The organism is Testudinibacter sp. P80/BLE/0925 (assembly GCF_053570785.1).
Genome location: NZ_CM131636.1, coordinates 2,199,532 through 2,226,074 on the forward strand (window position 1 = coordinate 2,199,532; position 26,543 = coordinate 2,226,074).

Here is a 26,543-nt window from a genome sequence, read left to right on the forward strand (position 1 = left end):
ACAATGCGAAAATTATTCGAATGGTTTGAAAGCCGGATTAATCCCTATCCGGACGAAGCACCGACAACGCCGAAAAACAACCTGCTCAGTTTTATCTGGTCAGGCTTGGGCGGATTGCGCGGTTGGTTGCTGCTGTTGATGATATTTAACGTCGGCATGGGGATTTTTGAAGCGCTGTTGTTTAAAATCATGGGCTTGATTGTCGATTGGTTAACGGCATTCTCTCCATCGGAGCTGTTAGCGGCTAAAGGCGATAGTTTTATTTGGATTGGCTTATTGCTGATGGTTAGTCCGCTGTGGTTGTGGTTGTTATCCAGTATCCGCTTTCAAACACTGCAAGGCGTATTCCCAATGCGCTTGCGTTGGAATTTTCACCGCTTGATGTTGGGACAAAGTTTATCTTTTTACCAAGATGAATTTGCCGGGCGGGTGTCCGCCAAAGTCATGCAAACCGCACTTGCGGTGCGCGATACCGTGATAACTTGTGCCGATATGGTGGTGTATGTCGCGGTTTATTTTATTTCGTCAGGCATTATTTTGGTGCAATTCGACGGTTGGCTGTTAGCACCGTTTCTGGGCTGGCTGCTGTTTTTCTTTGCGATGATGTTTTATTTTGTGCCGAAACTCGCCGACACCGCCAGCAAACAGGCGGACGCCCGTTCATTAATGACCGGACGGATCACCGACGCTTACGCCAATATCACCACGGTCAAACTGTTTTCCCATGGCGAACGCGAATCGAATTATGCCAAATCCTCAATGCAGGAATTCATGTACACCGTCCATGCGCAAATGCGTTTGGTCACGCAGTTGGAAGTCTGCAACCATATTTTGAATACGCTGCTGGCGGCGTCCACTGCCGGTTTAGGCATTTACTTATGGGCGCAAGGGCATATCAACGTCGGGGTGATCGCAGCCGCCACCGCAATGGCGCTACGGGTGAACGGCTTATCGCACTGGATGATGTGGGAATCGGCGCGTTTGTTCGAAAATATCGGCACGGTGCAAGACGGCATGAGTACGCTCTCGAAACCGCACACCGTGGTGGACAGCAAAACCGCGCAGCCATTAGTGGTCAGCGGCGGCGATATTCGGTTTAATCAGGTCGATTTTCACTATGATGAAAACCGCACGTTGCTGAAAGATTTCAACCTGCATATCAAACCGGGTGAAAAAGTCGGTTTGGTCGGGCGTTCCGGCGCAGGCAAATCTACGCTGACCAACCTGTTATTGCGTTTTTACGATATTAATAACGGGCAAATCTTGATTGACGGACAGAATATCAAAGATGTTACCCAAGAGAGCCTGCGCGCGCAAATCGGCTTAGTCACACAAGATACGTCATTGTTACACCGCTCAGTGCGTGAAAATATCGTCTACGGTCGTCCGAATGCGGATGAAAGTGCGGTATTGAAAGCGGCGCAACAAGCGGCGGCGGATCAATTTATTCCTTACCTGCACGATTCGCACGGACGCACCGGCTATGACGCGCACGTCGGCGAACGCGGGGTGAAACTGTCCGGCGGGCAACGGCAACGGATTGCAATTGCGCGGGTGATGTTGAAAGACGCGCCGATTTTGTTACTCGACGAAGCCACCAGCGCACTCGATTCCGAAGTGGAAATTGCGATTCAAGAGAACCTTGAAAAACTGATGGAAAACAAAACCGTGATCGCCATCGCCCACCGTTTATCGACCATTGCCGCAATGGACCGCCTGATCGTGATGGATAAAGGGCAAATCGTCGAACAAGGCACGCACCAAGAATTGCTCGATTTAAACGGCGTTTATGCCAAACTCTGGTCGCACCAAAGCGGCGGATTTTTGGCGGAAGACAGTGAAGATTAAAACGGATAAAACGATAAGGGCTGAAATTTCAGCCCTTATCCGCAGAAGAGCAAACTTTATCTTATTCGTTCACTAACACCACTTTCATTGCCCGATTTTCCGAAGCGTGTTTGAATACTTCGTAAGCCCGCTGTAAATCGCCTAATTTGAAGTGGTGCGTCAGCATTTTACTGTAATCCACTTTACTGTTAGAAATTGCCTTTAATAACATTTTCGTGGTATTGGAATTGACCAACCCGGTGGTAATGGTGAGATTTTTAATCCACAGCCGTTCAATATTAAAATCCACCGATTTGCCGTGAACGCCGACATTCGCAATATGTCCGCCCGGCTTCACGACATCCTGACACATTGCCCATGTTTGCGGCATTCCCACGGCTTCAATCGCACAATCAACACCGTTTTTGCCCGCAATCGCAGTAACTTGCCGTTGAACATTCCCGTCAGCGGGATTAACGGTATGGGTGGCGCCCAATTCCCTTGCCAATTCCAAGCGTCCCTCATCCATATCACACATAATCAACACGGACGGACTATACAGCTGTGCGGTTAATAACGCGCTCATTCCGACCGGGCCGGCACCGGCGATAAACACGCTATCGCCCGGTTTCACATCGCCGTATTGCACGCCGATTTCATGCCCTGTCGGCAACACATCGCTTAACAGTAAACCCACATCATCGCTAATTGTTTCCGGCAAAGGAATTAAGCTGTTATCTGCAAACGGGGTACGCACATATTCCGCTTGCGTGCCGTCAATCATATAACCCAGAATCCAACCGCCGCCATTCTCACAGTGGGAATACAATTGTTTCTTACAGTTGTCGCAAACACCGCACTTACTGATACAAGAAATAATCACTTTATCGCCTTTTTTGAAATTTTTAACCGACGATCCGACGGCTTCGATCACGCCGATACCTTCATGACCTAAAATCCGACCTTCTGCAACTTCAGGATTTTTACCTTTCCAAATGCCAAGATCAGTACCGCAGATTGTGGTGCGTAAAATTTTAACGACCGCATCGGTTGCTTCAATCAATTGTGGAATCGGTTTCTCCTCGACACGAATGTCATTAGCACCATGATAGACCATCGCTTTCATTGATTTTATTGCATGGATGACTTGCATAACTTGCTCCTTTGATTGGTTATTGAATGAGGCTTCGACCACAGAATAACCAGGCAGAAACAATTTTTTAACATTAATAATCTCATGTTTTAGGCTTTTTTTATCATTCCCATTCTTTATTGCGGCTTCCCTTAGTGTATGATTTTTAAAACAAATTTATATGTATTTTATGACATTTAAAGGCAGCTGAAATCCCGCTGTGTGATAAAATCCGCCGATTTATCTCCGCTTTTGATAAAAAGTGAAAAGTCCACCTTTTATGGTCGGATTCAACCGACGGAATAATCTGTTTTTGGGCGCTACAATCTCAATTCATTCTCATTTAGAGTAAAAAATAGGGTTTTTACATTTTTGCTATTGATAATTATTATCAATGATGTATTCTAACCGACCTTGAAAATCACTTTTTACAATAAGGCTAAATAATGAAAAAAGGTATTCACCCCGATAACTACCGTACGGTATTATTCTATGACTCCAGCGCAAAAACCGGTTTCTTAATCCGTTCTTGTGCGCGTACTACCAATACAATGCTATGGGAAGACGGTAAGGAATATCCCGTGTTCATGTGCGATACCTCCGCGGCGTCACACCCCTACTATACCGGTAAAACCAGGCAAATGGCGGCGGAAGGCCGAGTCAGCGATTTTACCAACCGTTTTGCAAAATTTGGCTTGAAAAGTAAATCATAAGGGAAGGGCTATGCAGGTATTATCTTCATTAAAAAGTGCGAAATCCCGCCATCAGGGCTGTAAAATTGTACGTCGTCATGGCGTGGTTTATGTGATCTGTAAAGAAAATCCGCGCTTTAAAGCGAAACAAGGCTGTGCCAAAAAAAGGCGTTAGACGATTGAACAAAGGCGGAACTCTCCGCCTTTCTAATATATTGCCATCTTTAAATCTGAAACTGCGCTGCCGACCAAATCGGTTTGGAGCTTGTCGGCAGCCAAAGATTTTTTCCCAATTCGATCCAACCGCAGGGATAATGAAAATCCGAACCGACGGAGGCAAACATTCCCATCTCCTCTACGAGTTTGGCTAAATTGTGCCGCTGATCGGGGGATTGTCCGCTGTGTGCGACTTCCACCGCGTCACCACCCCATTGCCGGAAATCGCTAAACAACCGATTGAGCCATTTGCGCGTTAGCGGATAACGCAACGGGTGGGCGCAAACCGCCAAACCGCCTGCCTGATGGATAACACGGTTAGCCGTTTCAATATCGCACCATTGCGAGGCGACATATGCGCCTTTCCCCTGGCCGAGATAGCGCTTAAAGGCTTGAGTTTCATGTTTTACTTTGCCGATTTGCACCAGATAGCGGGCATAATGCGCACGGGTCACCTCCCCTGCCGCCAATGATTTCGCGCCTTGGTAGGCATTGTCGACACCGCACTTCTCTAATTTTGCCCCGATTTCCAAAGCGCGCTGATGACGTAACTCGGCTTGTTGGGTTAACAGTGCGGTCATCGCCGGATGGCGGTGATCGAAACCAAGCCCAACGATATGAATACCGCGATTTTGCCATACGGTTGAAATTTCCACGCCGTTAATCAATATGATACCGTGCTGCCGCGCCGCTTGCCGCGCTTCGTCTAAGCCATTCACGGTGTCATGATCCGTCAAAGCAAGCACATCGATTCCCTGTTCTGCCGCTCTTGCCACCACGTCAGTCGGAGTGAGTACGCCGTCGGAGGCGTTGCTGTGGCAGTGTAAATCAAAACGCAAGTTGGTTTGCAAGGTATCGGATTGCATAGATTAATCTCTGTTGGGGCGATAATTAAAGGATAAAAACGGAATATTAAGCAATTTGTTGTTGCCAAAATGAGGTGGAATGCTCGCTTGCAGCCAAATGTTGTAAGCGATTATTGAAAATGCGCAGCGGTTGTCCGAACTGCAAACAAAGTCCCGGCAGACTGAGTTCATCTTCCAGTAACAAACAATCGGCAACATTGCCATCGCTTGCCAATAGCAGCAGAGAAATGATTCGCTGATTTTGTTTAACCCGGGTCTGCACTAAATAAGGGCATTCTTCCGGCAATGCCGTTGCCGCATTATCCATGGCTTCAAAAAACCAGCTTTTGGGTTGTGTCGGCAGTAAGAATGTGCGGGCGGCAACCGCCGTATAGGCAAGAAACTCCCGTTTTTCAGGGGCAACCAAATCACAGTATTCAAGCAATTCCATAATCTGGGTGTAGAACATAAACTCATCCGCCTCACAATCACAGCTGATAAAAGCACTTTGGGTTAACACTTCGCCCTTCAGCGCCGTACGGATTTTTCGTTGGGTCGTGTCTGAGCAAAGCGTCAGACAATCTGCCGCCTTGTCGTATTCCCAATAAAAAAATCCGTGCGTATTCATCATGTTTTTGCTCGCTACCGTGTAGTCTCCGTCGGTTTTATCCTACCTGTTTTCTTTTTATACGGCTAGTATTTTATCGTAATTGAGCAGCAAGTTGCTGCTTATACCGCACTTTTCACCTCAATTAACGCTAAAAACGCCGCAACCGTGAAGAAAGAGCCGAAAATCAAGACAATATCCGTTGCAGAACTCCGGCTCAATGCCGTTCTAACCGCCGTTTCCACATTATCCGCCCTAACCGCACTTTGCTGCTGTTGCCGAGATAAATAGGGCTGAACCGCACTTTGTAATTCCGCCGCGCTTTGCCCGCGATAGCCGTCCAATGAGGCAAAATACCACCGGTCAATCGATTGCGCCAACGGTTCAACCACGTGCGCGGCGTCTTTGTCTTTCAGCATTGCAAAAACCGCGTGAATTTTCACGTTACCCTGTAACTCATTCCGTTGTAACTTAAGCTGCTGCAATTTTTGTGCTAAATAGCGCGCCGCATGGGGATTGTGCCCGACATCGACGATAACTTGTGCTAAATTTTGCGCTTCCAACTGCCAAGCCCGCGCCAAACCATGTAATTTTTCAGGTTTAATAGCTTGAAAGCGACCGTTTAATTCCACTTCGGCAAGGGTTTTCACGATTGTTTCGCGGTTGATCGTAAACGGTGATTGCCGACATACCGCAAGTGCGGTCGCCGCATTGGCGAGAGGAATGTGCGGTAACGGCAAGTCTTGTAAGACGTAATCGCCACTCTGCCAGCGCCAATTCTGCGCCTGTTGTTGGTAGTACCAATCTTTGCCGACACAAAATAAAGGACAGCCAATTTGCTGCGCATAATCGATCACCGATTGCGGCAATTCCGTTTCCCCGATGACCGCACTTTTGCCACTACGGAAAATCCCGGCTTTTTCATAACCGATTTGCTCGCGGTTATCGCCCAGATAATCGACATGATCAATATCAATCGAGGTAATGACACTGAGATCGGCGTCCACGATATTGGTTGCGTCCAAGCGCCCGCCAAGCCCGACTTCCAAGATCACCACGTCCAAATCGGCTTGTTTGAATAAATATAATGCCGACAACGTGCTAAATTCAAAATAGCTGAGCGATTGCGATTTATGCTGATCGAGAAAATAAAACGATTCGCTGTGTGCCAGATCGGGCAATTCTTGATTTTGAATGCGCACCCGCTCGTTATAACGCAACAAGTGCGGTGAGGAATAAACGCCGACCCGATAACCGCTGTTAAGCAGCAACATTTCCAACAAACGGCAGGTCGTGCCTTTGCCGTTGGTGCCGCCGACGGTGATCACAAACGGCGCCGGTTGGAGTAAATCCAGTTGCTCGGCAACGGTTTTTACCCGGGTTAATCCCATATCGATGATTTTGCTGTGGCTTTGCTCCATATAGCAAAGCCACTTCTCCAGCGGAGAGGTGGCTTGTAAAGGTATTGTCATTTCGGCTTAATTATGTTCTTGTTGCTGTTCGACATTCGTATTTTCATTCGCTTCTTCTACCAACTCCGCTTCTTTGAACGGCGAAGGTTGTCCACAAAGCTTAGATAAAATACTGGCTAAGGTTTTGCGCATTTCCAGACGGTTGACAATCATATCAATCGCGCCTTTTTCCAACAAAAATTCACTGCGCTGAAAGCCTTCCGGCAATTTTTCACGCACCGTTTGCTCAATCACGCGCGGACCGGCAAAACCGATCAAGGCTTTCGGTTCGGCAATATTAATATCGCCCAACATCGCGAAACTGGCGGAAACGCCGCCCATGGTCGGGTCGGTCAAAACCGAAATATACGGCACCCCCGCTTCTTTCATTTTTGCCAACACCGCACTGGTTTTCGCCATTTGCATTAAAGAGAACAGAGCTTCCTGCATCCGCGCGCCGCCGCTTGCCGAGAAACAGATCAACGGACAATTATTCACCAACGCCGCTTCCGCCGCTTTAACAAATTTACCGCCGACCACCGATCCCATCGAACCGCCCATAAAGTTAAAATTAAACGCCGCGACCACCACCGGCAAATCATAGATTTTACCTTGCATGACGATTAAGGCGTCTTTTTCACCGGTTTGTTTTTGTGCCGCGCTGAGACGATCTTTATAGCGCTTCAAATCTTTAAATTTCAACACATCTTCCGGCTCAATCTCAGCCGCTAATTCCTGTGCGCTGTTTTCATCAAGTAAGCTCAATAACCGCGCACGCGGATCGATACGCATGTGGTGACCGCACTTTGGACACACTTCCAAATTGCGCACCACTTCGTCCCGATATAAAACCTGTTCGCAAGAGGTACATTTGGTCCAAATACCTTCCGGCACATTCGCCTTCTGGCTACTGCTGCTTACCGAGGTTTTGCTAAAAATTCTTTCAATCCAGCTCATTGCTTATAACCTTGTTGATCGTTCTTGTATATGATTGGGGTGTTAATAAACTGGCGTTATTACACCATATTTATTGGTTTTTTTATACATTTTTCTCAAAAGTTAACGGTTAATCCGGTAAAAAAAGTGGTCCTAACGCCATTTTCGGCAACTCAAAATCCGCAGGATACGTTACATCAACCAAATATAAGCCTTCCGCTTTTGCCGTTGCCGCCGCCAAAGTGCGGTCTTTTTGCTGTTGCAACCATGCGATCCATTCGGGCGGCTGATTGCCGTTGCCCACTTCCAACAAACTGCCGACAATATTGCGCACCATATGATGTACAAAGGCATTGGCTTGAATATCCACCATCACAAATTGCCCAAAACGGCTGACGTTCAGATGGTGTACATTGCGCCACGGCGAACGGGATTGGCACTGCGCCGCGCGAAACGCGCTGAAATCCAACTCGCCCAATAAGGCTTGCCCTGCTTGGTGCATTTTTTCGTGTTCCAACGGCGGGTGATAATGGGTTAACCCTTTCGCCAAAATCGCCGGGCGCAGTACATGATTATAAATTAGATAACGATAGCGGCGTGCGGTGGCGCTAAAACGGGCATGAAAATCGTCATCAACCTGTTTGACCCATTTCACTTTCACATCATCGGGCAAATTGGCGTTTACGCCCAACGTCCAAGCGTGAGGCTGACGAATTGCTTCGGTTTCAAAATGCACCACTTGTCCGGTGGCGTGTACGCCGGAATCGGTACGTCCGGCACAAAAAACCGAAACTTCATGCGCCGCAACCTTGCTAAGTGCGGTTTCCAAGGCTTGCTGCACGCTTTTCACCGCCTGCTGCCGCTGCCAACCGAAATAACGGCTGCCGTCGTACTCAATCCCCAAGGCAATTTTCATTTTCTCTCCGCCTTTCTTTTAGTATTTCCCTTAGCTTAGATACGAAAAAACACCAAACAATCGAAGATTGCTGGTGTTTTTCAGATGACACGTTAATGGTTATACGCGTTTGAAATCCAGGTGCGCCAATTTTGGTTTGAACGGGTGGCGTTGTACTGCTTGGATTTTTACCGCCACTTCTTTACCGTCGATAACCAAGGTGATCACTTCGCTGTAGAAGCTGTCGTGCGCTTGCGCGTTATTCAGTTCATCGTGGTTTAAGGTGATAGATACCGGGGCTTCGTTGCCACCGTAAACGATTGCAGGAATTAAACCGGCATGGCGCAGACGGCGGCTCGCACCCGTTCCTAGCGCTTGACGAACTTCAGCATTAAATTTATACATATTAAATGTCTCATTTGTGAATCTTTAAAATTAAGGATTACAGGCGACCCGGCAATCCCGACAGGTTTGGCTTGAACGGCGCGCGGCTCACTCAAGGGCGGCTATTCTAGTCAATTTTTGTCCGCAACGCAAACAAAAACCGCACTTTGCCATTTGTTTTGTTTAATCCGACCCGCTCTCTCAAGTTTCTGTGGCGGATTCTTTTTTTATGATGGCAATTATTGGTAAAAACAGGCAAAATAACACCTTATTTCAATTTAAGAAGTTGAATCCTTTAAACGAACGAAAATAACGGGTTAATTGTGCAATTTTTTATTGATTTTTTTACGAATTACGGCTATTTCGCGGTCTTTTTTGTCTTATTATTATGTGGGATGGGCGTACCGATTCCGGAAGACATCACCTTGGTTTCCGGCGGCATTATCTCCGGCTTGGGCTATGCCAATCCGCATTGGATGGTGGTGGTCGGAATGCTTGGTGTGTTGTTCGGCGACTGCCTGATGTATAGTTTAGGGCGTTTTTATGGCGTTAAAATCCTGCGCTTTAAATTAATTAAACGGTTTATCACCTTTAAACGTTTAAAAATGGTGAAAGATAAATTTGATCGCTACGGCAACCGTCTGCTGTTTTTCGCCCGCTTTCTGCCGGGTTTAAGAACACCGGTTTATATTATTTCCGGCGTCACCCGTCGCGTCAGCTTTATCCGTTTTCTAGTGATCGACTTTTTCGCAGCTATTATTTCAGTGCCACTGTGGGTTTATTTGGGACATCACGGCGCGGAAAATATCGACTGGATTAAAGCGCAAATGCGCCATGGGCAAATGGGGATTTATCTGATTTTGGCTGTGGTCATTATTTTTGTCGGTTTTACGTATTGGAAACGCAAACGGCAACAAGCGGAAGAAAATAATTAATCCTATAAATAAAATAGCGGTTATAAATGAAAGTCTATAACCGCTATTTTTTAGTGCTTGAAATTACAAAGCAGAAACATTTAACGTCGAGCCGCCGACAATACGCACCCGTGCGCCCGGCACTAATTTGGAATCGTACTTTTGCACCACCACGATTTCTTTGCCGTCATCTTTGCGGATCACTAATTCTAATGAATCCACTTGGCTGGCTTTTTGCTCAATCACACTGCCCGCCACCGCACCGGCAACTGCGCCGACTGCCGTGGCAATCGCCTGCCCCGTGCCGCCGCCAACGGTCGAACCTAAAATCCCCCCGATCGCACCGCCGCCGACCGTGCCAATCACGCCTTGATTAGGTGCCTGAATGGCGACCTCACGGCTGGAAACGATGGTGCCGTAGCTGATCGAACGCGCTTCCTTCGCTTGATTCCCCGTATAAACATCACCGCTATAAACATCTTTATTGGCACAGCCAACAACAGCCAATCCCATCATTACGGTTACAGCTAACATTGATTTTTTCATTGATTACATTCCTCAACATGTCATGGTTGTCTTTCTGATCCCACTACATCGGCAATAGGGTGCGGATGTAATTTGATACAAGAATGATTTTCTGTCTTCTCTTGTAAAGTAACGGCAATTGAAAGATTACACAATTGCTCTCCCTCTACGTTAGGTTCGTCGACTTTGACTCTTAAGCGCGGGTTTTCGTTCAGACCAAACCGTTGATTTATTCGATTTAGCCATTCATTTGCCGATTCTTTAACCAAAAACGGCACGACTAATTCAATATGTTCCCAACCTTGCCGCGGATAGACTTTATTTTTCGGCATGGGCAATTCAACGATTGACACCGCTTGCCCGGCAAATGTCAACGGTCGATCTAATCGAATCAAATAAATCGGTCTGCCATTGACTTGATTATCACTCAATATCGAACCGCACTTTAACAATGCCGCCAGCCAAATTTGTCCTTGCCGCACGCTGTTGACCCGAATCGCCAGATGATCGATTTCAAATTCCGCCAACGAAATACCGATTGTCTGCGCTAATTGTTCAATCTGCCGTTCAAATTCGGCAAATTGATCGGAAAGTGCGGTTACATCCGCCGATTCGCCGGAAAATAGCGGGTGCGGCTCGGTTAAATTTGTCATTCTGTCTTTTCTCACTGGCGATAAAACGGTATGATAGCGCCCAAATTTTCAATTTAAAAGGCTACAATTTCTGTGAATATTCAACACATTTTATCGCAAAAAATCAAACAGGCAATGATCGCCGCCGGTGCAGAACAAGACTGTGAGGCGTTAGTACGCCAATCCGGTAAACCGCAGTTCGGAGATTACCAAGCCAACGGGATTATGGCGGCTGCCAAAAAACGGGGTATCGTACCGCGCGAGATGGCTCAGCAAGTGCTGAATCATTTGGATTTAACTGATTTCGTGGAAAAAGTCGAAATTGCCGGGCCGGGCTTTATCAATCTGTTTCTACACCCACAATGGTTGGCAGCACAAAGCCAAGCTTTGCTTAAACAAACGCAATTAATTGCGCCTGTCGCGCAACCGCAAACCATCGTTGCTGACTACTCTGCGCCGAATGTGGCAAAACAGATGCACGTCGGGCATTTGCGTTCGACGATTATCGGCGATGCGGTGGTGCGAGTGTTGCAATATTTAGGACACAACGTAATCCGCGCCAACCATGTCGGCGATTGGGGAACCCAATTCGGCATGTTGATCGCTTACTTGGAAAAAGTGGAATACGAACACGCCGAAGATTTGGCGCTGAGCGATTTAGAAGAATTTTATCGCGCCGCCAAACAATGTTATGACAGCGACGCTGACTTTGCCGAAAAATCGCGTAATTATGTGGTGAAATTACAAGGCGGCGATGATTATTGCTTGGCCATGTGGCGCAAACTGGTGGACATCACCATGCAGCAAAACCAACAAACCTATGATCGCTTAAATGTTACCTTGAGTAACGATGACGTAATGGGCGAAAGCCTGTATAACCCGATGTTGCCGAGCATTGTCGCCGATCTGAAAGCCAAAGGCATTGCAGTCGAAGACCAAGGCGCCGTGGTGGTGTTTTTAGACGAATTCAAAAACAAAGACGGCGAAGCGATGGGCGTGATTATCCAAAAAAGCGACGGCGGTTTCCTTTACACTACGACTGATATTGCCGCCGCCAAATACCGCCATGAGGTGCTGCACGCCGACCGAGCATTATATTTCACCGACAGCCGCCAAAGCCAGCATTTACAGCAGGCGTGGACGATCGTACGCAAAGCCGGTTATATTCCGGACAGTATGAGCTTGGAACATTTCAATTTTGGCATGATGTTGGGCAAAGACAACAAACCGTTCAAAACCCGTTCCGGCGACACGGTGAAATTGACCGATTTGCTCAACGAAGCGATTGAACGCGCCACCAAGCTGATCGCCGAAAAAAATCAGGATCTAAGCGCAGCCGAACTGCAACAAGTGGTCGAAGCCGTGGCAATTGGCGCGGTAAAATATGCCGACCTCTCCAAAAACCGCACCACCGATTATGTGTTCGATTGGGATAATATGCTGAGTTTTGAAGGCAATACCGCCCCCTATATGCAATATGCCTACACCCGTATCAGCTCGATTTTCAGCCGCAGCCAAATTGATGTTAATTCGTTACAGGGTAACATCAATTTGCAAGATGAAAAAGAACGTGCCTTAGCGATTAAATTACTGCAATTTGAGGAAGCGGTGCAACTGGTTGCCAAAGAAGGCACGCCGCACGTTTTATGTGCCTATTTGTATGAATTGGCCGGGGCGTTTTCTGCATTCTATGAACATTGTCCGATTTTAAATCAAGAGGATCAGGCTGTGAAGAACAGCCGTTTGCAACTCGCCGCCCTGACACAGAAAACCTTACAACAAGGGTTGGATCTATTAGGGATTAAAACCGTCGCAAAAATGTAATTTGATGTTTTAAAAATAAAAAATCGCCATTCCGAGATAAAAATGGCGATTTTTTTCTCGATCATTTGCGTGTAAACCGCACTTACGCCGCAACCATCACCATCGCCGGACGAATCACACGGCCGTTCAACAAATAGCCTTTTTGTAATACTTGCGTGATTTGATTGGTGGTAAAACCTTCTGTCGGCTGCATAGAAATGGCTTGATGTTGTTCCGGATTGAAAGCTTCGCCGATCACGCCAACGGCGGTGACGCCGAATTTATTTACAGTCGCAATCAACGACTTATAAGTCAGTTCTACCCCGTCAAACACCGCTTTGCTGCTTTCATCATCGCTTTGTGGTCTTGCATCAAGCGCACGTTCCAGATTATCAATCACTTCCAACAACTCTTTGGAAAATTTTTCTAAGGCAAAGTTATGCGCTTTTTCCACATCTTGCTCGGCACGGCGGCGGATATTATCCACTTCGGCACGGCTTCTGAGCTGCACGTCTTGCACACGCTTGTTGCTTTCTTCCAGCTGCACTTCCAACTCTTGCACACGGGCAATTGCTTCTTCTAACGGATCTTGATTGATGATTTCCACCTCTTGCGGCTCTACGCTTGCATTCTCTTCGGCGGCAGCTTCAATTTTTTTCTCATCAGTAATATCAGACATCTTTTCTCCCTATTTTGTGCTGAATATCAAATTTACAGGCTATTTTACCCAAAAACCCAGTATCAAGTCAGCCTTGATACTGTTAATTGTATCTTATTTTGTTAAGATAGGGGCTAAATTGACTATTTCAAGCAATTACTATTTTTTATGAGTAGCATAAATGAGCAATAATGCGTTAAATTCCACGCCGAGCAAGAGTAAACGGCAGTTCCATACCATTGGTTTGGTCGGCAGACCACGCAACCATAATGCCCTGCAAATGCATAAAAACATCTATCAGTGGTTAAGTGAACGTGATTACGAAGTGCTGGTAGAAGAAGACATTGGCAAAGATTTATCTATTCCCGAAAACCATATCGCCCCGATTGAACAAATCGGCGAAAAAGCCGATTTAGCGATTGTAATCGGCGGCGATGGCAATATGCTCGGTACGGCCCGGGTGTTGGCGCGCTATGACATTGCCGTGATCGGGATTAATCGCGGAAATTTAGGCTTTCTCACTGACATTGATCCAAAGCATGCCTACTCACAGCTCCATTCCTGTTTGGAAGAAGGGGAATATTTCATCGAAGAGCGGTTTTTATTGGAAGCAATGGTTGAACGTGGCAATCAACGGATCAATTTAAACAATGCCGTCAATGAAGTGGTGATTCACCCGGCTAAAATCGCACATATGATCGATTTTCAAGTCTATATTAACGATAAATTCGCCTTCTCCCAACGTTCCGACGGCTTGATTATTTCCACGCCAACCGGTTCGACCGCTTATTCGCTCTCTGCCGGCGGTCCGATTTTGACACCGCAACTGAATGCAATTGCACTGGTGCCGATGTTTCCGCACACCCTATCGTCTCGTCCGCTGGTTATCGACGGCAATAGCGTGATTTCCCTGCGTTTTGCACAATACACTGTGCGCCAGCTGGAAATCAGTTGCGACAGCCAAGTGGCACATGCCTTTTCGCCCGATGATAAAATTATTGTGCGCAAAAGCCAAGATACCCTACGTCTGTTACATTTAAATGATTACAACTATTTCAATGTGTTAAGTGCCAAACTCGGCTGGTTGCAAAAATTATTCTGATATTTTTGAACAAAAACAGAAAAACCTCTTTACTGGATAAAAAAACAGTATAAAATACCTGTATAAATACCCAGTAAAGAGGTTGCTATGTTAATTCATTTGAACATTCAAAATTTTGCTATCGTTAACCAACTCGATCTTGCCTTGCAACAAGGCATGAGCGTGATTACCGGCGAAACCGGCGCCGGCAAATCCATTGCGATTGATGCATTAGGATTGTGTTTAGGCGAACGCGCTGAAAGCAGTATGATTCGCCACGGGCAAGAGCGCGGCGAAGTGCGGGCAACCTTTGATATCAGTCTTAATAGTGCGGCGCAGCAATGGTTACAACAATATGAATTGGAAGATCTGGATTTGCCTACCTTTTGCAATTTACGCCGTGTTATCCGCAATGACGGGCGCTCAAAGGCGTTTATCAATAATTACCCGGTTCCAGTCGCGCAACTACGCGAATTGGGCGGATTACTGATTCAAATCAACGGGCAACATAGTTCACAGCGCCTATTAAAAAGCGAAGCGCAATTAACGTTGTTGGATCAGTTTTGTGATAACCAAGTGCGGTTACAGCAAATGTCCGACAGCTATCAGCAATGGAAACAAGCAAAACAGCAACTTAAAACCTTTCAACAACAACTGACAGAAAATGAAGCCAAACGCCAACTATTGCAATATCAAGTGGAAGAGTTGAACGAATTCAATCCGCAAGCGGATGAATATCAACAGTTGGAACAACAACATAACTGTTTAGCCAATGCCGAACAGATTGCGCAGCTATCGCAATCCATCAGTATGTTGCTGAATGAAAATGAATCAGTGAATATCGAATCGATGTTGAATAAATCCGAGCGTTATTGCGAAGAATTATTAGGCATGAGCAATCAATATGCCAATTTACGGAGTCTACTGCAAGGTGCGCTGATTCAAGTGCAAGAAGCCGCTTCCGAACTGCAAAACTTAACCTCCAATATTGAGCAAGATCCGTATTTGCTGGCGGAAGTGGAACAACGCCTCGGCACTACCCTGCAATTAGCGAAAAAACACCATATCGAACCGGAACAATTGGCACAACACCACGCACAGTTAAAATTACAGTTAACCGAATTGGCCGATCTGAATGAAGGCGAAGCGCAATTGCAACAACAGCTTGAAAGTGCGGTTAGCGCAATGCGACAAGCGGCTGAAGCGTTGTATCAAGCCCGACAGGATGGTGCGAAAAAATTGTCCTCAGAAATTACCGGTGTGATTAAACAATTAGCCATGGAAAATGCCGAATTTGATATTCGGATTCAACACAATCCTTCCGCCGTTAACGGCTTAGGTGCAGATGAAATCGTATTTATGCTGCGCAGTAATTTAGGGCAGTTATCACAACCGCTGGCTAAAATCGCCTCCGGCGGGGAATTGTCACGTATTGCCTTGGCAATACAAGTGCTGACTGCCGATAAAATGGCGACACCGACATTGATTTTCGATGAGGTTGATGTTGGTATCAGCGGCGCAACCGCCGCCGTGGTCGGGCGCTTAATGCGGCAATTAGGTAAAAAATGCCAGATTCTGTGCGTCACCCACCTGCCACAAGTCGCTGCGCACGGACAGCACCATTTTAGTGTACAAAAATTCACCCGTAACGGCGAAACCATCACTGAAATGACCGCACTTAATGGCAAAGAACGGATTCACGCTCTCTCGCGTTTATTAAGTGGCAGTGAAGTGACCAACGCGACGCTGGCAAATGCCAAAGAATTGTTAAAATTAGCGGCTTAAATACCAACTCATTCGTCCAATGATTTAAACCGCACTTTTACATTATCTATAATAAAAATACAGGTTCTGCTCAATGTGAGCAAAACCTGTACTTTAAAAGTGCGGTTCTACGCAATCAGTCGAGAATCCGCAAAGTTAGAATTTATATCCCAAGCCGATAAAATACACCATTGGATCTAGTGTTACATCTGCTTTTTGTTCATTACCATTTAATTTAAAGCTGGCTTTGGTTTTAATTTTTGCATACCAAATTGAAGTATTTAAGAATAAATTATCGGTTAAGCCAATATCCACACCGGCATTTAAGGCTAATCCCCATGAATCCTTTAATTTCAGTTCTGTGACAGGTGCAAACGTCGATTTTTCACTAAAGAAAGTCGTATAATTTACCCCTGCGCCTAAATAAGGGCGCGCTTTTGCTTCTTTATCCAAGAAATAATATTGCAGATATAGACTTGGTGGTAAATGTTTGGTTTTACCTACCGTGCCAATGCCCGGCAATGACAATTCGTGGCTAAACGGTGTTGCCGCCAGCAATTCCACCCCGATATTATCGGTGATCATATAAGTACCGGTCAAACCGAGTTGCGCATTGCTATTTACATCAAAGTTATAGTCTAATGCATTGCCTGCATAATTTTTCGTTGAGGTATCCGGCACAACTAAAATCGGACCTCCACGAACAATCACGCTTCCGGCTTCATGTGCGACTGCGGCTCCGCTGGCAAAGACTGCGGCGGCAACTAAAGCGACTGCTGTTTTTTTCATACTGATTTCCTCATAAATTATTCATTAACCTTGTTATAACACTCCAATGACTTCCATCCTCCGTTAGAAGCGCATTCAATATACCCCTTATTAGGTATACAAAAAATGACATAGATCAAATTTGATTTTTTTCATAAAAATAAAATATTGATTTATCATTATTTAACCAACAAATCACCACGCCATTAATTGATTCATATCAATAATTAAAAAACATGCTTAATTTATAACCATGTTGATTTTCTTCTACAAAAAAACCACTCAATTGAGTGGTTTAAATTTATCCAATTTTGGGATCAGACTTTATGCTTGGCACTGAAAATCGCCACTACGCCTTCAACCTTAATAGTTACATCAACAAAAAAGGTCGATAGCACCTCCTGCAAACTCGCTAACGAATCATGATAATTACTGAAAATTCCTTTCTTATTATAAACTTGCATCAATTTTCGCCCAAACGCATTATGCGAAACACCTGCTCCCAAAATAGTCGCACCATACAAAACACCATCCGGTTTTAGTGCAGCAACAACATGCCGTATTGCGGTTTGCTTATCCCGCAGCGTTCCCGGTAAGCAATGCAATAAATAAAAAATAGAGATCGAATCAAATGTTTCATGCATATTTTTTGGAAACGGATTAAAAATATCATGCTGCACACATTGCTGAATTTTGGTATCGCCAATACTTTTTCTTGCATAAGATAAGCTATGTTGATTTAAGTCTACAAATGAAATTTGCTCAATCTGATTCCGAATCATTTTAGGATAAAAACCGGTTCCAACGCCAATATCCAAATGATTAGCCCCAATATGTTGGCTAAAGTGCGGTAAAAGTACATTGTGTGTATCACAGCGCCATGCATATCGATTAGAAACCGCGAGCACCCACCAATCATATAATTTTAAAGAAAGCGGTGTATAAATTTTTGTACCATCCCGGGTATTTAAAGACATGACTATTCCTTTATTCAATCGCGTGCACAAAGCACCATTAAAAAAGCCCACTATTTACAAATGGGCTTTGGTTAATTATTTTTTATTTAAAAATAGAAATTAAAAACCACCCTTAGTCGTTGGATCAAAACCATCCAACCGACCATCGATCGGACGCTGTTCTAATTCCAACACTCCCCCTTTAGTGGTTGGATCAAAACCATCCAGCCGACCATCAATCGGACGCTGTTCTAATTCCAACGATCCCCCTTTAGTAGTTGGATCAAAGCCATCCAACCGACCATCAATCGGACGCTGTTCTAATCCATTCGCCTGTACACTCAATGTCAACATGCTGAATACGGCGGTGGCTAATAAAGATTTATAGTTCATTTTTGGAACTCCTTTTCAATAAAAATTAGTGGACCAAAATAAACTCGCTAGGTGCTAAATTTATAATACTATTTCGCCAATTAGTAAAGCGGGTTACTATAATTTAAGTTATTGTTTTGTAATTATCATGCTTGATATTTATGGTTTTGTCACAATTGCATTTCAGGTTTATTTCTGTTCGATATGGAGTATTATCAGTGCGCAGTGTGCTAAACACAACGGCTAATTTATAATTTTAAAAATAATGACATAAGAATATTCGCTAAAGTTTAGTTTAAACGATATTATTTTAACTAAACCTTAATAAGTTGTGATTGTGTTGTTAGCTCTCATCGCCTAGCACCTGCACTAGCTTCCGCCAACGCCATCATGCAGCCTGTTGGCGTGGTTCAAGTGATCTGCGTAGCTTTGCCGTCGGCGAATTGGTGGAAGTGTTCCGCCTTGCTGATTGGGATATTCAACAAGCGCACCAACTGCCCCACGCACTGCTTGCTGTCGCAAATAAACCCACAGTGGTACTGAAATAATTGCTACGAAAAAGTCGATCACTAGAAAACGGATAACGCTGACGCAGCCGGAAATAATATAAACCGGTGTTCTAGTTATACGGCTTTTAGCTATACAAGCTCCGTATAACTAAACGTATAACTAAAATTCGTGGATTTAAGTGTAATATAGTGAAGTGAAATAAACAACTGAAATGCGCTAAAACTAGGTTTTATAAGGGCTTAGTGTAGTTTAATGGGGTGTTGTGAAAGGCTTGATGGACCGGGTGGACTCGATATCAAGTCTTAATGCATTGTATTTTAATAAATTTTTATTAAAACTCCTATAATGGTATAGTCATTCGTATAGTTAAAATCAAAAGTCATCAATTATTCAGTATGAAAATCAACCAACAAAATATCCTTGTTTTCTATTATAGATTAGCCAATCAAACAGGAAAAGCAAGATGATTATTGGTTTTCGCAGTTTAGTTTCGCAATTAGATCCCTAATACCTTTCTGTTGCTAGGTGTATATGTTCTTTTAGTATTTCGCAAATCGTAGAAACTTTCGCAAACTTACCGAGGATTGCCATTAAACCGATACCATAACTGTAATTTTAACCCCATGTGAGTACCAATTTTGAAAACAAGCCTATGTAAGTGAATTAACAGGCTCAATTTTGAGCTTGTAGCCAATCCAATTTTGGATTGGCTAAATCTATGCTATGCCGTCTTGCTAGTGGGTGTTCGTGTTATGCGAATATCTAGAAATTACCATTAAAAATCAATGCTTATACGAGTCAGATAATTGTTTGTTATTTATACAATTAGTTGGATCGTATAGCTCCTTGTTCCGCCTTGCTTTGGTCGTTTCTTTGATGTCGTTGAATGGTGGTGCTATGCCGTGCTTATTTCGCTGTAAAGCGTGCTTACGAGGCTGAGTTTGCTAATCTAGTTTTATTCGTATAAATGGTGTGCCTGTGTGATAAAGGCGGTTGATTTGTTCGGTTGGGTGGCTGGTGGCGGTTGCTATTCAATTACCCTAGTTTCTAACGCTATTAGATTTTCGTTACCCCAGTTTCTAGGGTAAGTTACCCCAGTTTCTAACGCTATTGTGGTCATTTTTTAATCAATTTATTTCCAATAGCGTTAGTTTCTAGGGTAGTCATGTGTTTTTTTACTCCCCAATAGCGTTAGTTTCTAGTTACCTTTATAAATATACCATATACACTACATATAAAAACGATTAGGAAAGTGAGCAAAAAGGGGTAAAACAGGTTGAGCGGTCAATTGGGGTTTCCCTTTGGCGAAAGTCATCTTGGTTTTTTCCAATAGTCCAGTGGCTTTCTTGTCGGTTGAATATCAATTTTATTGTCACACTCATTCACTGCGATAAATGTCAGGGCATAGAGTGAACAGCGATTTTTTCCGCCTTGCCGTGTGGTGATAATAAAGCCACTATCAAGCAGTTCATCAATTGCTTTCTTGGCGGTGGCGTTACTCATGCCGTAAAGTTCTGCCGCCTTGTTTTGTAATAGGGTTAAATCGCCATTGTTATAGCCGTTGAATTGCCCTAGTAATTTCGTTAAGAGCTTAGCCGAATTACCGCTTAGGGCGTTAAATTCAGGGCTGTTAATCACATCATGCCGCAGTGTGGAAAATCCGCCCTTGTTGAAATCCACGCCTAGCCGCTCGGCTCTCTCTTGTTTGGATGATCTTTTTTTTCGTTGTGCTGTTCGTTGCGCATTATTTCCCATATAATAACCACTGTTAAAATAGTTTAAATATTGCCCTTTCTGTTTCACAACATGAAAGGGCGTTTTTTAAATTACGCCAATTGCCCTTATCGTTTCGGCTTTGCTACTATTCGTTCATCATCAGCCACGATAAACGGATTACGCTCACCAAACCTATTAAGTGCAGTTTGAATTTGTATCGGTGTGAGTGGTGGATAGCCTTTTGCTTTGGCTTTCAGGTTGTAAGCTGAAATTAATTTTTCCCCCTGATATTTATTTGCGACTCGATAAGTCGTATATTCGCCACGCCCATTTGCTTTAGCGTGCTTCACTCGAATAAATTCAAAACTTTCTAATCGTTCAATTTCATTAACTTCATTTCTCGCATTAAGGATATTTCCAGCATTCAAGGTGTCTAACTCCGACAATTCACCGTCAGCAATCAATTTTAATAATACAATTGGTCTGCGTTCCATTGCGGATAGTTTCAAGTCAGCCGAAAGAAACAAGTTAATGCTGATATTATTACTGGCGCTGTGGTTATTCTGTTTCATCTTGATTTTGTCCTTTTGCCTTAATTTCTTTTAACATTCCTAACAGCTTAGCTTTTGCCATTGTGGCAGTGGTCATTCCGTTAGGGTTTTTATGTCGCAATGCTAACAATCGGGCTTCTTCTAATTCCGCCAATAAATCGGTAGAACTTGATAAAACTTCACTTTTTAATTCGGCTCTCAGTTCATTAATCCTAGCGGTAATCTTAGGGTTATTGGCTAATCGGCTTGCTTCAGTGTGGATAGTTTCATTTCCCATATAAAGCGTGTTGTAGCAATTTCTATAAGCCCCTGCGTAGCTCATGCCTTGAAATACGGCAAAAGCAAAGGCTTCTTGTTGAGCAGTCAATTTCTTAGCCATTTATGCCCCCTTTTGTGCGGAATTTGTCGGGTTTTCGCCATAAAGTGCGATTAATTCTTGTTGAATTTTGTCTAAATCCATTTCACAAAATGTGAGTTTGTCAGCAATAAAGCCGATCACTTCGTTAAGTGTCATTTCCCTTGTTGGTGCTGGTGGCTCAATGCCTCGCACTTCGGGTAATTTTCCAGCAAGAACAGGGCTGATAAATTCCTGTAGCTCTGAAAGCTGTTTTAAAACGCCTGTCAGCGTAGGTTTATATTCGGTATTAGTCATATTTAAAAAGCTCCCTATGCGTGCGTTTTACGGCTTTTATCGGCATTCATCAGGCTTTCGATAAAGTCATTGACTTCATTTTCTCGATAGCCATTTAACCGCCCACCAAGTGAAAACGGCTTAGGGAAATCGGGCTTATATTGTGGGTGCTTCGGGTTTTGCCAGTTGTAAAAAGCGGTTTGTTTAATGCCTAGCTTTTGCTGAAAGGCTTTTGAGGTGATGACATTCATCGGATTATCTCCACGTTTGAAATTAATTCAGATATAAACGCTCAAGGGCTTTTATATGGTTTAATGTTGCAACGTGGGGAATTATGAAATGTAAAGTGATAAAAAAAGGAATATTCCCCTAAACTTGAGAATATCCCCCTAATAAAATTTGAATATCATTACTGTTTTAGATCGGAAATATCACTATTCTTTATCCATTCTGATAGCGTTCTACCAGTAACAGGAACTTTATAGCCATTTTTGTCAAAGGCTATTTGAATAATGCCATTTGTATATTTTGTACCTTGAGTTATATCATTTTCGGCAATGTGTGATCTTGGATTATCCGCTACATTTTCTCCAAAACAGACGGCAATAAATGCTTTTAATGTTTTAGTTAGTGCGTTTATAGTTTTAGGATTATCATTTTTAGCTTTCAAGTCAGTATGTTCTTTTTTTAATTTGTCGTTTTCAGACTTTAAATTATGAAAATATGTTTTTGCGTTTTCTAATCGTTCAGAAATTTGATCGTGTGCGGATTTATAATCTCTAGCGGAACTTTCAGCAGAACTTAACTTTGTTTGAAGTTCATTAAGTTGTGACTGTAGTTTACTTTTTCAAGTAAAAGGCTATCATATTTCCTCTGTAATTCATCAAACTGAATTTGTGTTAAAGGGGTTTTTCTTTCATCATCATTAAATAAAGTCTTAGGCTTATCATTTGGATATTTTGATGAAATAAATTCTTTTAAATCTTGTATCCAAAAATGACGACGGTTTCTAGCTACATGATCTTTTACGCATTTTGTGCCGTCATCTAAAATTTCAATTTCGCCACCATATCCATGTTCCCTTACCGCTCTTATGTCACCCTGTGTAATTGCTAATTCCAAAACTCTAGTCTTTTTCTGTAAGCAAGGAATATAAGGGTGTTGATAAATACCAGAACTTAATTCATTTACTTCATTTAAAACACCTTGTAGATCTTCTCTCTCAACTCCGCACCATAATAAAACAGCTTCAAGGTATGGAATGACTTCATAATCAATAATAGAACATTCAGGTAATGAATTATAATAGCTTTGATTTTTTGTCATAAAACGCCCCTTAGCGCAACAATATCCCTTACTGATTGAATTAGTGCGACAATAGCAATAAGGGTTACTATCTTTCGGTGTGGGTAATTAATCCTCACCTAGCCGCACTAAATTAATAAAATCTGTGGAAATTCAACCGCACTTTATAACGTTACAACGTAACGGCTTTCTTTTGGCATTCTTCAATAAATGCGCCCCACCTGTTCATAATGCCTATGCGTTGATTGAAGTAGGTCGCCTTGTTATACACACCGCTAACGCCTTGGATATGGTGAGCAAGACAAGCATCTACATAATCCCTAGGCTCGCCCATTTCGTTTAAATAGGTGCTTGCTAAACGCCTTAAGCCGTGGGCGGTTTGTTTGCCACTGTAGCCCATGCGTTTAATAGTCGTATTTACGGTTTCTTTGTTCATCGGCTTACCACTGGTTAGGCTACTGGCAAAAACATATTTTAAATGTCCGGTCATCGGTTGCATTTTTTTCAATATCGTCAGTGCCTGTGGTGATAGCGGTACAATGTGCGGATTTTTCAGGCTGTGTCTTGTCTTTTTCATCTTTTCCGCTGGTATCGTCCATAATGCTTTTTCTAAATCAATTTCCGCCCATTCCGCACAAACAGCCTCATTAGAACGCACCATTGTCAGCATTTGCCACATCACTAAAAAGCGTGTTTTCGGCTCAATATTGCTATTTTGTAGATCGTTTAAAAATTGCGGTATCTCATCATGATGAATTGCGGGGTTGTTGGTTTTGGTATGTTTCGCAAACATCTTACGAATATTTGTACAAGGGTTATAAGTGAGCAAGCCACCATTCACCGCAAAATCTAATATTTCGTTGAGCATACCGATAATGCGGTGTAATGTTTCTGATTTGCCTTGTTTTGCCAGTGGTTGCAATGCACTTACCATTAAAGGGGCGGTAATATCTGAAATAGGGCAGTTGGCGACATAGGGGAATAAATGCTTTTCTAATCTGCGGTAGTTTTTGTTAATGGTCAGTTCAGCGACTTCTTGAAGTTTTTTAGCTTTCCATTTCTCCGCCATTGCTTGAAGTGTATTAGCCAGCTCTAATTGCTTTTCTAATTTTTCTTGCTCTCGCTTGATTTGTGGATCAATGCCTTGCGCTAGTAAGATTCTAAATTCTTCTCTTTTTTGGCGTGCTTGAGCTATGGATATTTCAGGGTATGCCCCTAAGCTAAGTAATGCCGCTTTCTTAGTAAATGGTTTCTTATATTCAAAACGCCATAATTTAGAACTATTTGATTTGACCAATAGCGACAATCCACCACCGTCAAAAAGGCGGTAATCTTTCTCTTGGGGCTTTGCTTGTGCTACTTGGGTATTAGTCAGCGGAGCTACAACTTTAGCCATTTATTCACCTATTTCAGTATGTTAAGAATGACTATACGACCTTTTATTTAAAAAAGCGGTATAGTTATCACTTAACTAATTGAAGAATAAAAGAAAAAACAACTTTTAACTATACGGCTTTTAACTATGCCTTAGCCGTATAGTCATTCGTATAGTCAAAATTCGTGGATTTAAGTGTAATATAGTGAAGTGAAATAAACAACTAAAATGCGATAACGCTAGGTTTTATAAGGGGTTAGTGTAGTTTGATGAAGTGTTATGAACGGCTTGATGGTGCGACCGGGTGGACTCGAACCACTGACCCCCACCATGTCAAGGTGGTGCTCTAACCAACTGAGCTACGGTCGCATTTTGAAGTGGCGCTATAATAGCGACTTTCAGATTAAGGAACAAGTTTTTTTTCGTCTTGCGCATTCAATTGTTATTTTTTTAAACAAAATGCGAATAAAATCATCTTTTTCGCAACAGAAAAGCATTATTATATCTTCTCGGCATAATTTATTGTGTATTGTCATTTCATCTTTTGAGTATAACAGGTTATGCTATCTCCATTGATTGATTCTTTTAACCGAGGTTCATTATGTCTCTCTATCTGCTGCTGAATCTGGCAATTTTTTTAGCTTTAGTCTTTGTCTTATATCATTTTAAAAAGCAAGGTCATTCGCTTGCGGTTACCGTACTATTGGCGTTAGTGCTGGGCGTGGTGTTCGGCATTGCATTGCAAAATCTGTACGGCGATCAAAGTGCGGTCAAAGCCAGTCTGGATTGGATTAATCTGGTCGGTGGCGGTTATGTCCGTTTGCTGCATATGATTGTGATGCCGTTGGTGTTTGTTTCGATTTTATCGGCGATCAGCAAACTGCATGATGCCGGTGGATTGGGCAAAATCAGCTTTAGCATTCTCTCCGTTCTGTTGTTTACCACCGCTATTGCCGCTTTAGTCGGGATCGGGTTCAGCGCCTTGTTCGGTTTGAATGCGGACGGTTTAATCGCCGGGGCGCGTGAAGTCGCGGCACAAGAACGCGTATTAGGGCGGGTAGATCAAGTTGCCAATTTAACCATTCCGGCCATGTTGCTCTCTTTTATTCCGCGCAATCCGTTTGCGGAACTGACCGGTGCAAATCCGACTTCGATTATCAGCACCGTGATTTTTGCCGCTTTTTTGGGCATTTCCACCCTGCGTTTGCGTAAAGATCAAACCGAAACCGCTGAGCGTATCACGCAAGGGATCGACAGTTTGAATAAATTGGTGATGAGCTTGGTGCGGATTATCATCAGCCTGACTCCATACGGGATTTTAGCCTTGATGACGCGCATGGCGGCAACGTCTAGTTGGGCGGATATTCTTAACCTGCTGAATTTTATTATTGCGTCTTATTTGGCGATTGGAGTAATGTTCATTGTACACGGCGTGCTGTTGGCATTGAGCGGCATTAATCCGTTCAGCTATTACAAAAAAGTGTTGCCGACCTTGCTGTTCGCCTTCACCTCACGCTCCAGTGCCGCCACGATTCCGTTAAATATCGAAACCCAAACCAATAGACTGGGTAATTCGGGCACGATTGCTAACTTTTCGGCGACGTTCGGCGCAACCATCGGGCAAAACGGTTGCGCCGGGATTTATCCGGCAATGCTGGCATTTATGGTTGCACCGTCGGTCGGGATTGATCCGCTGGCACCGCACTTTATCTTGTCATTAGTGGCGATTGTCACCATTTCATCTTTCGGTATCGCCGGTGTCGGCGGCGGCGCAACCTTTGCCGCGATTGTGGTGCTATCAACCATGGGATTGCCGTTGGAATTAGTCGGACTCTTAATTTCGATTGAGCCGCTGATTGATATGGGGCGCACCGCACTTAACGTGAACGGCGCAATCACTGCCGGCACATTGAGCAGTAAATGGTTAAAACAGACCGATTTGCAGGTGCTGGCAAATCCGAAAGCGGAATAAACCGCACTTTAAATAGCTAATGCAA

At 43.8% G+C, this 26,543-nt stretch carries 29 protein-coding genes and 1 tRNA gene; 8 read left to right on the plus strand and 22 right to left on the minus strand.

Annotated elements, in window-relative coordinates; genetic code table 11:
- Positions 1–3: 3 nt before the first annotated feature.
- Positions 4–1,848, plus strand: a complete 1,845-nt coding sequence (locus tag ACWA5Z_RS10665) for an ABC transporter ATP-binding protein (protein ID WP_431052197.1) — start codon at positions 4–6, stop codon at positions 1,846–1,848.
- A gap of 61 nt (positions 1,849–1,909) precedes the next feature.
- Here the strand turns inward: ACWA5Z_RS10665 and ACWA5Z_RS10670 are convergent, their stop codons facing one another.
- Positions 1,910–2,980 carry a zinc-dependent alcohol dehydrogenase family protein gene (locus tag ACWA5Z_RS10670; protein ID WP_431052199.1) on the minus strand — a complete coding sequence of 357 codons (1,071 nt, stop codon included), beginning with the start codon at positions 2,978–2,980 and terminating at the stop codon, positions 1,910–1,912.
- 425 nt (positions 2,981–3,405) lie between these two features.
- Here ACWA5Z_RS10670 and ACWA5Z_RS10675 point away from each other — a divergent pair, with 425 nt between their 5' ends.
- Both ACWA5Z_RS10675 and ykgO read left to right on the plus strand, forming a co-directional pair.
- The gene (locus ACWA5Z_RS10675) at positions 3,406–3,672 is read left to right on the plus strand and encodes a type B 50S ribosomal protein L31 (protein ID WP_431052201.1); all 267 of its coding nucleotides are present in this window, start codon (positions 3,406–3,408) and stop codon (positions 3,670–3,672) included.
- A gap of 10 nt (positions 3,673–3,682) precedes the next feature.
- Positions 3,683–3,826, plus strand: coding sequence for a type B 50S ribosomal protein L36 (gene ykgO / locus ACWA5Z_RS10680; protein WP_431052203.1), 144 nt, complete (start codon positions 3,683–3,685; stop codon positions 3,824–3,826).
- A 49-nt stretch (positions 3,827–3,875) separates the two neighbouring features.
- On the opposite strand, the gene rnm is transcribed toward ykgO, so the two are convergent.
- The 6 genes from rnm to rplY form a co-directional block, all read right to left on the minus strand.
- Positions 3,876–4,733 carry an RNase RNM gene (gene rnm / locus ACWA5Z_RS10685; protein ID WP_431052205.1) on the minus strand — a complete coding sequence of 286 codons (858 nt, stop codon included), beginning with the start codon at positions 4,731–4,733 and terminating at the stop codon, positions 3,876–3,878.
- Between the two features lie 46 nt (positions 4,734–4,779).
- A complete protein-coding gene (locus ACWA5Z_RS10690; protein WP_431052207.1) occupies positions 4,780–5,343 on the minus strand; it encodes a cell division protein ZapC domain-containing protein in 564 nt (187 codons plus the stop codon).
- Positions 5,344–5,441: 98 nt separating this feature from the next.
- Entirely contained in the window at positions 5,442–6,791 is a 1,350-nt protein-coding gene (gene folC / locus ACWA5Z_RS10695; RefSeq protein WP_431052209.1) for a bifunctional tetrahydrofolate synthase/dihydrofolate synthase, read from the minus strand.
- Between the two features lie 6 nt (positions 6,792–6,797).
- Complete coding sequence (accD, locus tag ACWA5Z_RS10700; protein WP_431052211.1) at positions 6,798–7,727, minus strand: acetyl-CoA carboxylase, carboxyltransferase subunit beta; 930 nt, start codon at positions 7,725–7,727, stop codon at positions 6,798–6,800.
- A gap of 109 nt (positions 7,728–7,836) precedes the next feature.
- Positions 7,837–8,622, minus strand: a complete 786-nt coding sequence (gene truA / locus ACWA5Z_RS10705) for a tRNA pseudouridine(38-40) synthase TruA (protein ID WP_431052213.1) — start codon at positions 8,620–8,622, stop codon at positions 7,837–7,839.
- Positions 8,623–8,721: 99 nt separating this feature from the next.
- Positions 8,722–9,006 carry a 50S ribosomal protein L25 gene (rplY, locus tag ACWA5Z_RS10710; RefSeq protein WP_431052215.1) on the minus strand — a complete coding sequence of 95 codons (285 nt, stop codon included), beginning with the start codon at positions 9,004–9,006 and terminating at the stop codon, positions 8,722–8,724.
- Between the two features lie 302 nt (positions 9,007–9,308).
- On the opposite strand from rplY, the gene ACWA5Z_RS10715 reads away from it, so the two are divergent.
- Positions 9,309–9,920 carry a DedA family protein gene (locus ACWA5Z_RS10715; protein ID WP_431052217.1) on the plus strand — a complete coding sequence of 204 codons (612 nt, stop codon included), beginning with the start codon at positions 9,309–9,311 and terminating at the stop codon, positions 9,918–9,920.
- Positions 9,921–9,983: 63 nt separating this feature from the next.
- On the opposite strand, the gene ACWA5Z_RS10720 is transcribed toward ACWA5Z_RS10715, so the two are convergent.
- Together ACWA5Z_RS10720 and ACWA5Z_RS10725 are read right to left on the minus strand one after the other, a co-directional pair.
- A complete protein-coding gene (locus ACWA5Z_RS10720; RefSeq protein WP_431052219.1) occupies positions 9,984–10,445 on the minus strand; it encodes an outer membrane lipoprotein in 462 nt (153 codons plus the stop codon).
- Positions 10,446–10,465: 20 nt separating this feature from the next.
- Positions 10,466–11,077 carry a VOC family protein gene (locus tag ACWA5Z_RS10725; RefSeq protein WP_431052221.1) on the minus strand — a complete coding sequence of 204 codons (612 nt, stop codon included), beginning with the start codon at positions 11,075–11,077 and terminating at the stop codon, positions 10,466–10,468.
- Between the two features lie 72 nt (positions 11,078–11,149).
- On the opposite strand from ACWA5Z_RS10725, the gene argS reads away from it, so the two are divergent.
- Positions 11,150–12,880, plus strand: a complete 1,731-nt coding sequence (argS, locus tag ACWA5Z_RS10730) for an arginine--tRNA ligase (protein WP_431052223.1) — start codon at positions 11,150–11,152, stop codon at positions 12,878–12,880.
- Positions 12,881–12,962: 82 nt separating this feature from the next.
- Here the strand turns inward: argS and grpE are convergent, their stop codons facing one another.
- Positions 12,963–13,538 (minus strand): nucleotide exchange factor GrpE, encoded by a 576-nt coding sequence (gene grpE / locus ACWA5Z_RS10735; protein ID WP_431052225.1) that lies wholly within the window; start codon positions 13,536–13,538, stop codon positions 12,963–12,965.
- A 160-nt stretch (positions 13,539–13,698) separates the two neighbouring features.
- Here grpE and ACWA5Z_RS10740 point away from each other — a divergent pair, with 160 nt between their 5' ends.
- Complete coding sequence (locus tag ACWA5Z_RS10740) at positions 13,699–14,619, plus strand: NAD(+) kinase (protein ID WP_431052227.1); 921 nt, start codon at positions 13,699–13,701, stop codon at positions 14,617–14,619.
- Positions 14,620–14,706: 87 nt separating this feature from the next.
- The gene (gene recN / locus ACWA5Z_RS10745) at positions 14,707–16,383 is read left to right on the plus strand and encodes a DNA repair protein RecN (protein ID WP_431052229.1); all 1,677 of its coding nucleotides are present in this window, start codon (positions 14,707–14,709) and stop codon (positions 16,381–16,383) included.
- Positions 16,384–16,518: 135 nt separating this feature from the next.
- Here the strand turns inward: recN and ACWA5Z_RS10750 are convergent, their stop codons facing one another.
- From ACWA5Z_RS10750 to ACWA5Z_RS10805, 12 genes are all read right to left on the minus strand, one after another.
- Positions 16,519–17,151, minus strand: a complete 633-nt coding sequence (locus tag ACWA5Z_RS10750) for an OmpW family outer membrane protein (RefSeq protein ID WP_431052231.1) — start codon at positions 17,149–17,151, stop codon at positions 16,519–16,521.
- 296 nt (positions 17,152–17,447) lie between these two features.
- Entirely contained in the window at positions 17,448–18,107 is a 660-nt protein-coding gene (locus tag ACWA5Z_RS10755) for a class I SAM-dependent methyltransferase (protein WP_431052233.1), read from the minus strand.
- Between the two features lie 99 nt (positions 18,108–18,206).
- Positions 18,207–18,479 (minus strand): hypothetical protein, encoded by a 273-nt coding sequence (locus ACWA5Z_RS10760; protein WP_431052235.1) that lies wholly within the window; start codon positions 18,477–18,479, stop codon positions 18,207–18,209.
- 1,800 nt (positions 18,480–20,279) lie between these two features.
- Positions 20,280–20,723, minus strand: a complete 444-nt coding sequence (locus ACWA5Z_RS10765) for an ArsR family transcriptional regulator (RefSeq protein ID WP_449343183.1) — start codon at positions 20,721–20,723, stop codon at positions 20,280–20,282.
- Positions 20,724–20,809: 86 nt separating this feature from the next.
- Complete coding sequence (locus ACWA5Z_RS10770; RefSeq protein WP_431052239.1) at positions 20,810–21,256, minus strand: hypothetical protein; 447 nt, start codon at positions 21,254–21,256, stop codon at positions 20,810–20,812.
- A complete protein-coding gene (locus ACWA5Z_RS10775; protein WP_431052241.1) occupies positions 21,243–21,614 on the minus strand; it encodes a terminase small subunit in 372 nt (123 codons plus the stop codon). The genes ACWA5Z_RS10770 and ACWA5Z_RS10775 overlap by 14 nt, the downstream gene beginning before the upstream one ends.
- On the minus strand, positions 21,615–21,887 hold the full coding sequence (locus tag ACWA5Z_RS10780; protein WP_431052243.1) for a hypothetical protein: 273 nt from the start codon (positions 21,885–21,887) through the stop codon (positions 21,615–21,617). It lies immediately after the preceding gene.
- A 14-nt stretch (positions 21,888–21,901) separates the two neighbouring features.
- Positions 21,902–22,117, minus strand: coding sequence for a helix-turn-helix transcriptional regulator (locus ACWA5Z_RS10785; RefSeq protein WP_431052245.1), 216 nt, complete (start codon positions 22,115–22,117; stop codon positions 21,902–21,904).
- Positions 22,118–22,275: 158 nt separating this feature from the next.
- On the minus strand, positions 22,276–22,536 hold the full coding sequence (locus ACWA5Z_RS10790) for a hypothetical protein (protein ID WP_431052247.1): 261 nt from the start codon (positions 22,534–22,536) through the stop codon (positions 22,276–22,278).
- A gap of 131 nt (positions 22,537–22,667) precedes the next feature.
- The gene (locus tag ACWA5Z_RS10795) at positions 22,668–23,192 is read right to left on the minus strand and encodes a hypothetical protein (protein ID WP_431052249.1); all 525 of its coding nucleotides are present in this window, start codon (positions 23,190–23,192) and stop codon (positions 22,668–22,670) included.
- A 151-nt stretch (positions 23,193–23,343) separates the two neighbouring features.
- A complete protein-coding gene (locus ACWA5Z_RS10800; protein WP_431052251.1) occupies positions 23,344–24,567 on the minus strand; it encodes a tyrosine-type recombinase/integrase in 1,224 nt (407 codons plus the stop codon).
- A gap of 271 nt (positions 24,568–24,838) precedes the next feature.
- Positions 24,839–24,915 (minus strand) — tRNA-Val (locus ACWA5Z_RS10805).
- Between the two features lie 232 nt (positions 24,916–25,147).
- On the opposite strand from ACWA5Z_RS10805, the gene ACWA5Z_RS10810 reads away from it, so the two are divergent.
- Positions 25,148–26,518, plus strand: a complete 1,371-nt coding sequence (locus ACWA5Z_RS10810; RefSeq protein ID WP_431052253.1) for an L-cystine transporter — start codon at positions 25,148–25,150, stop codon at positions 26,516–26,518.
- Positions 26,519–26,543: the final 25 nt, after the last annotated feature.

What these genes read in the sequence shown, in the direction of transcription:
- ACWA5Z_RS10665 (WP_431052197.1), top strand. Translation starts at nt 4, where the DNA reads ATGCGAAAATTATTCGAATGGTTTGAAAGCCGGATTAATCCCTATCCG.
- ACWA5Z_RS10670 (WP_431052199.1), bottom strand. Translation starts at nt 2,980, where the DNA reads ATGCAAGTCATCCATGCAATAAAATCAATGAAAGCGATGGTCTATCAT.
- ACWA5Z_RS10675 (WP_431052201.1), top strand. Translation starts at nt 3,406, where the DNA reads ATGAAAAAAGGTATTCACCCCGATAACTACCGTACGGTATTATTCTAT.
- ykgO (WP_431052203.1), top strand. Translation starts at nt 3,683, where the DNA reads ATGCAGGTATTATCTTCATTAAAAAGTGCGAAATCCCGCCATCAGGGC.
- rnm (WP_431052205.1), bottom strand. Translation starts at nt 4,733, where the DNA reads ATGCAATCCGATACCTTGCAAACCAACTTGCGTTTTGATTTACACTGC.
- ACWA5Z_RS10690 (WP_431052207.1), bottom strand. Translation starts at nt 5,343, where the DNA reads ATGATGAATACGCACGGATTTTTTTATTGGGAATACGACAAGGCGGCA.
- folC (WP_431052209.1), bottom strand. Translation starts at nt 6,791, where the DNA reads ATGACAATACCTTTACAAGCCACCTCTCCGCTGGAGAAGTGGCTTTGC.
- accD (WP_431052211.1), bottom strand. Translation starts at nt 7,727, where the DNA reads ATGAGCTGGATTGAAAGAATTTTTAGCAAAACCTCGGTAAGCAGCAGT.
- truA (WP_431052213.1), bottom strand. Translation starts at nt 8,622, where the DNA reads ATGAAAATTGCCTTGGGGATTGAGTACGACGGCAGCCGTTATTTCGGT.
- rplY (WP_431052215.1), bottom strand. Translation starts at nt 9,006, where the DNA reads ATGTATAAATTTAATGCTGAAGTTCGTCAAGCGCTAGGAACGGGTGCG.
- ACWA5Z_RS10720 (WP_431052219.1), bottom strand. Translation starts at nt 10,445, where the DNA reads ATGAAAAAATCAATGTTAGCTGTAACCGTAATGATGGGATTGGCTGTT.
- ACWA5Z_RS10725 (WP_431052221.1), bottom strand. Translation starts at nt 11,077, where the DNA reads ATGACAAATTTAACCGAGCCGCACCCGCTATTTTCCGGCGAATCGGCG.
- grpE (WP_431052225.1), bottom strand. Translation starts at nt 13,538, where the DNA reads ATGTCTGATATTACTGATGAGAAAAAAATTGAAGCTGCCGCCGAAGAG.
- ACWA5Z_RS10740 (WP_431052227.1), top strand. Translation starts at nt 13,699, where the DNA reads ATGAGCAATAATGCGTTAAATTCCACGCCGAGCAAGAGTAAACGGCAG.
- recN (WP_431052229.1), top strand. Translation starts at nt 14,707, where the DNA reads ATGTTAATTCATTTGAACATTCAAAATTTTGCTATCGTTAACCAACTC.
- ACWA5Z_RS10750 (WP_431052231.1), bottom strand. Translation starts at nt 17,151, where the DNA reads ATGAAAAAAACAGCAGTCGCTTTAGTTGCCGCCGCAGTCTTTGCCAGC.
- ACWA5Z_RS10755 (WP_431052233.1), bottom strand. Translation starts at nt 18,107, where the DNA reads ATGTCTTTAAATACCCGGGATGGTACAAAAATTTATACACCGCTTTCT.
- ACWA5Z_RS10760 (WP_431052235.1), bottom strand. Translation starts at nt 18,479, where the DNA reads ATGAACTATAAATCTTTATTAGCCACCGCCGTATTCAGCATGTTGACA.
- ACWA5Z_RS10765 (WP_449343183.1), bottom strand. Translation starts at nt 20,723, where the DNA reads ATGGGAAATAATGCGCAACGAACAGCACAACGAAAAAAAAGATCATCC.
- ACWA5Z_RS10770 (WP_431052239.1), bottom strand. Translation starts at nt 21,256, where the DNA reads ATGAAACAGAATAACCACAGCGCCAGTAATAATATCAGCATTAACTTG.
- ACWA5Z_RS10775 (WP_431052241.1), bottom strand. Translation starts at nt 21,614, where the DNA reads ATGGCTAAGAAATTGACTGCTCAACAAGAAGCCTTTGCTTTTGCCGTA.
- ACWA5Z_RS10780 (WP_431052243.1), bottom strand. Translation starts at nt 21,887, where the DNA reads ATGACTAATACCGAATATAAACCTACGCTGACAGGCGTTTTAAAACAG.
- ACWA5Z_RS10785 (WP_431052245.1), bottom strand. Translation starts at nt 22,117, where the DNA reads ATGAATGTCATCACCTCAAAAGCCTTTCAGCAAAAGCTAGGCATTAAA.
- ACWA5Z_RS10795 (WP_431052249.1), bottom strand. Translation starts at nt 23,192, where the DNA reads ATGACAAAAAATCAAAGCTATTATAATTCATTACCTGAATGTTCTATT.
- ACWA5Z_RS10800 (WP_431052251.1), bottom strand. Translation starts at nt 24,567, where the DNA reads ATGGCTAAAGTTGTAGCTCCGCTGACTAATACCCAAGTAGCACAAGCA.
- ACWA5Z_RS10810 (WP_431052253.1), top strand. Translation starts at nt 25,148, where the DNA reads ATGTCTCTCTATCTGCTGCTGAATCTGGCAATTTTTTTAGCTTTAGTC.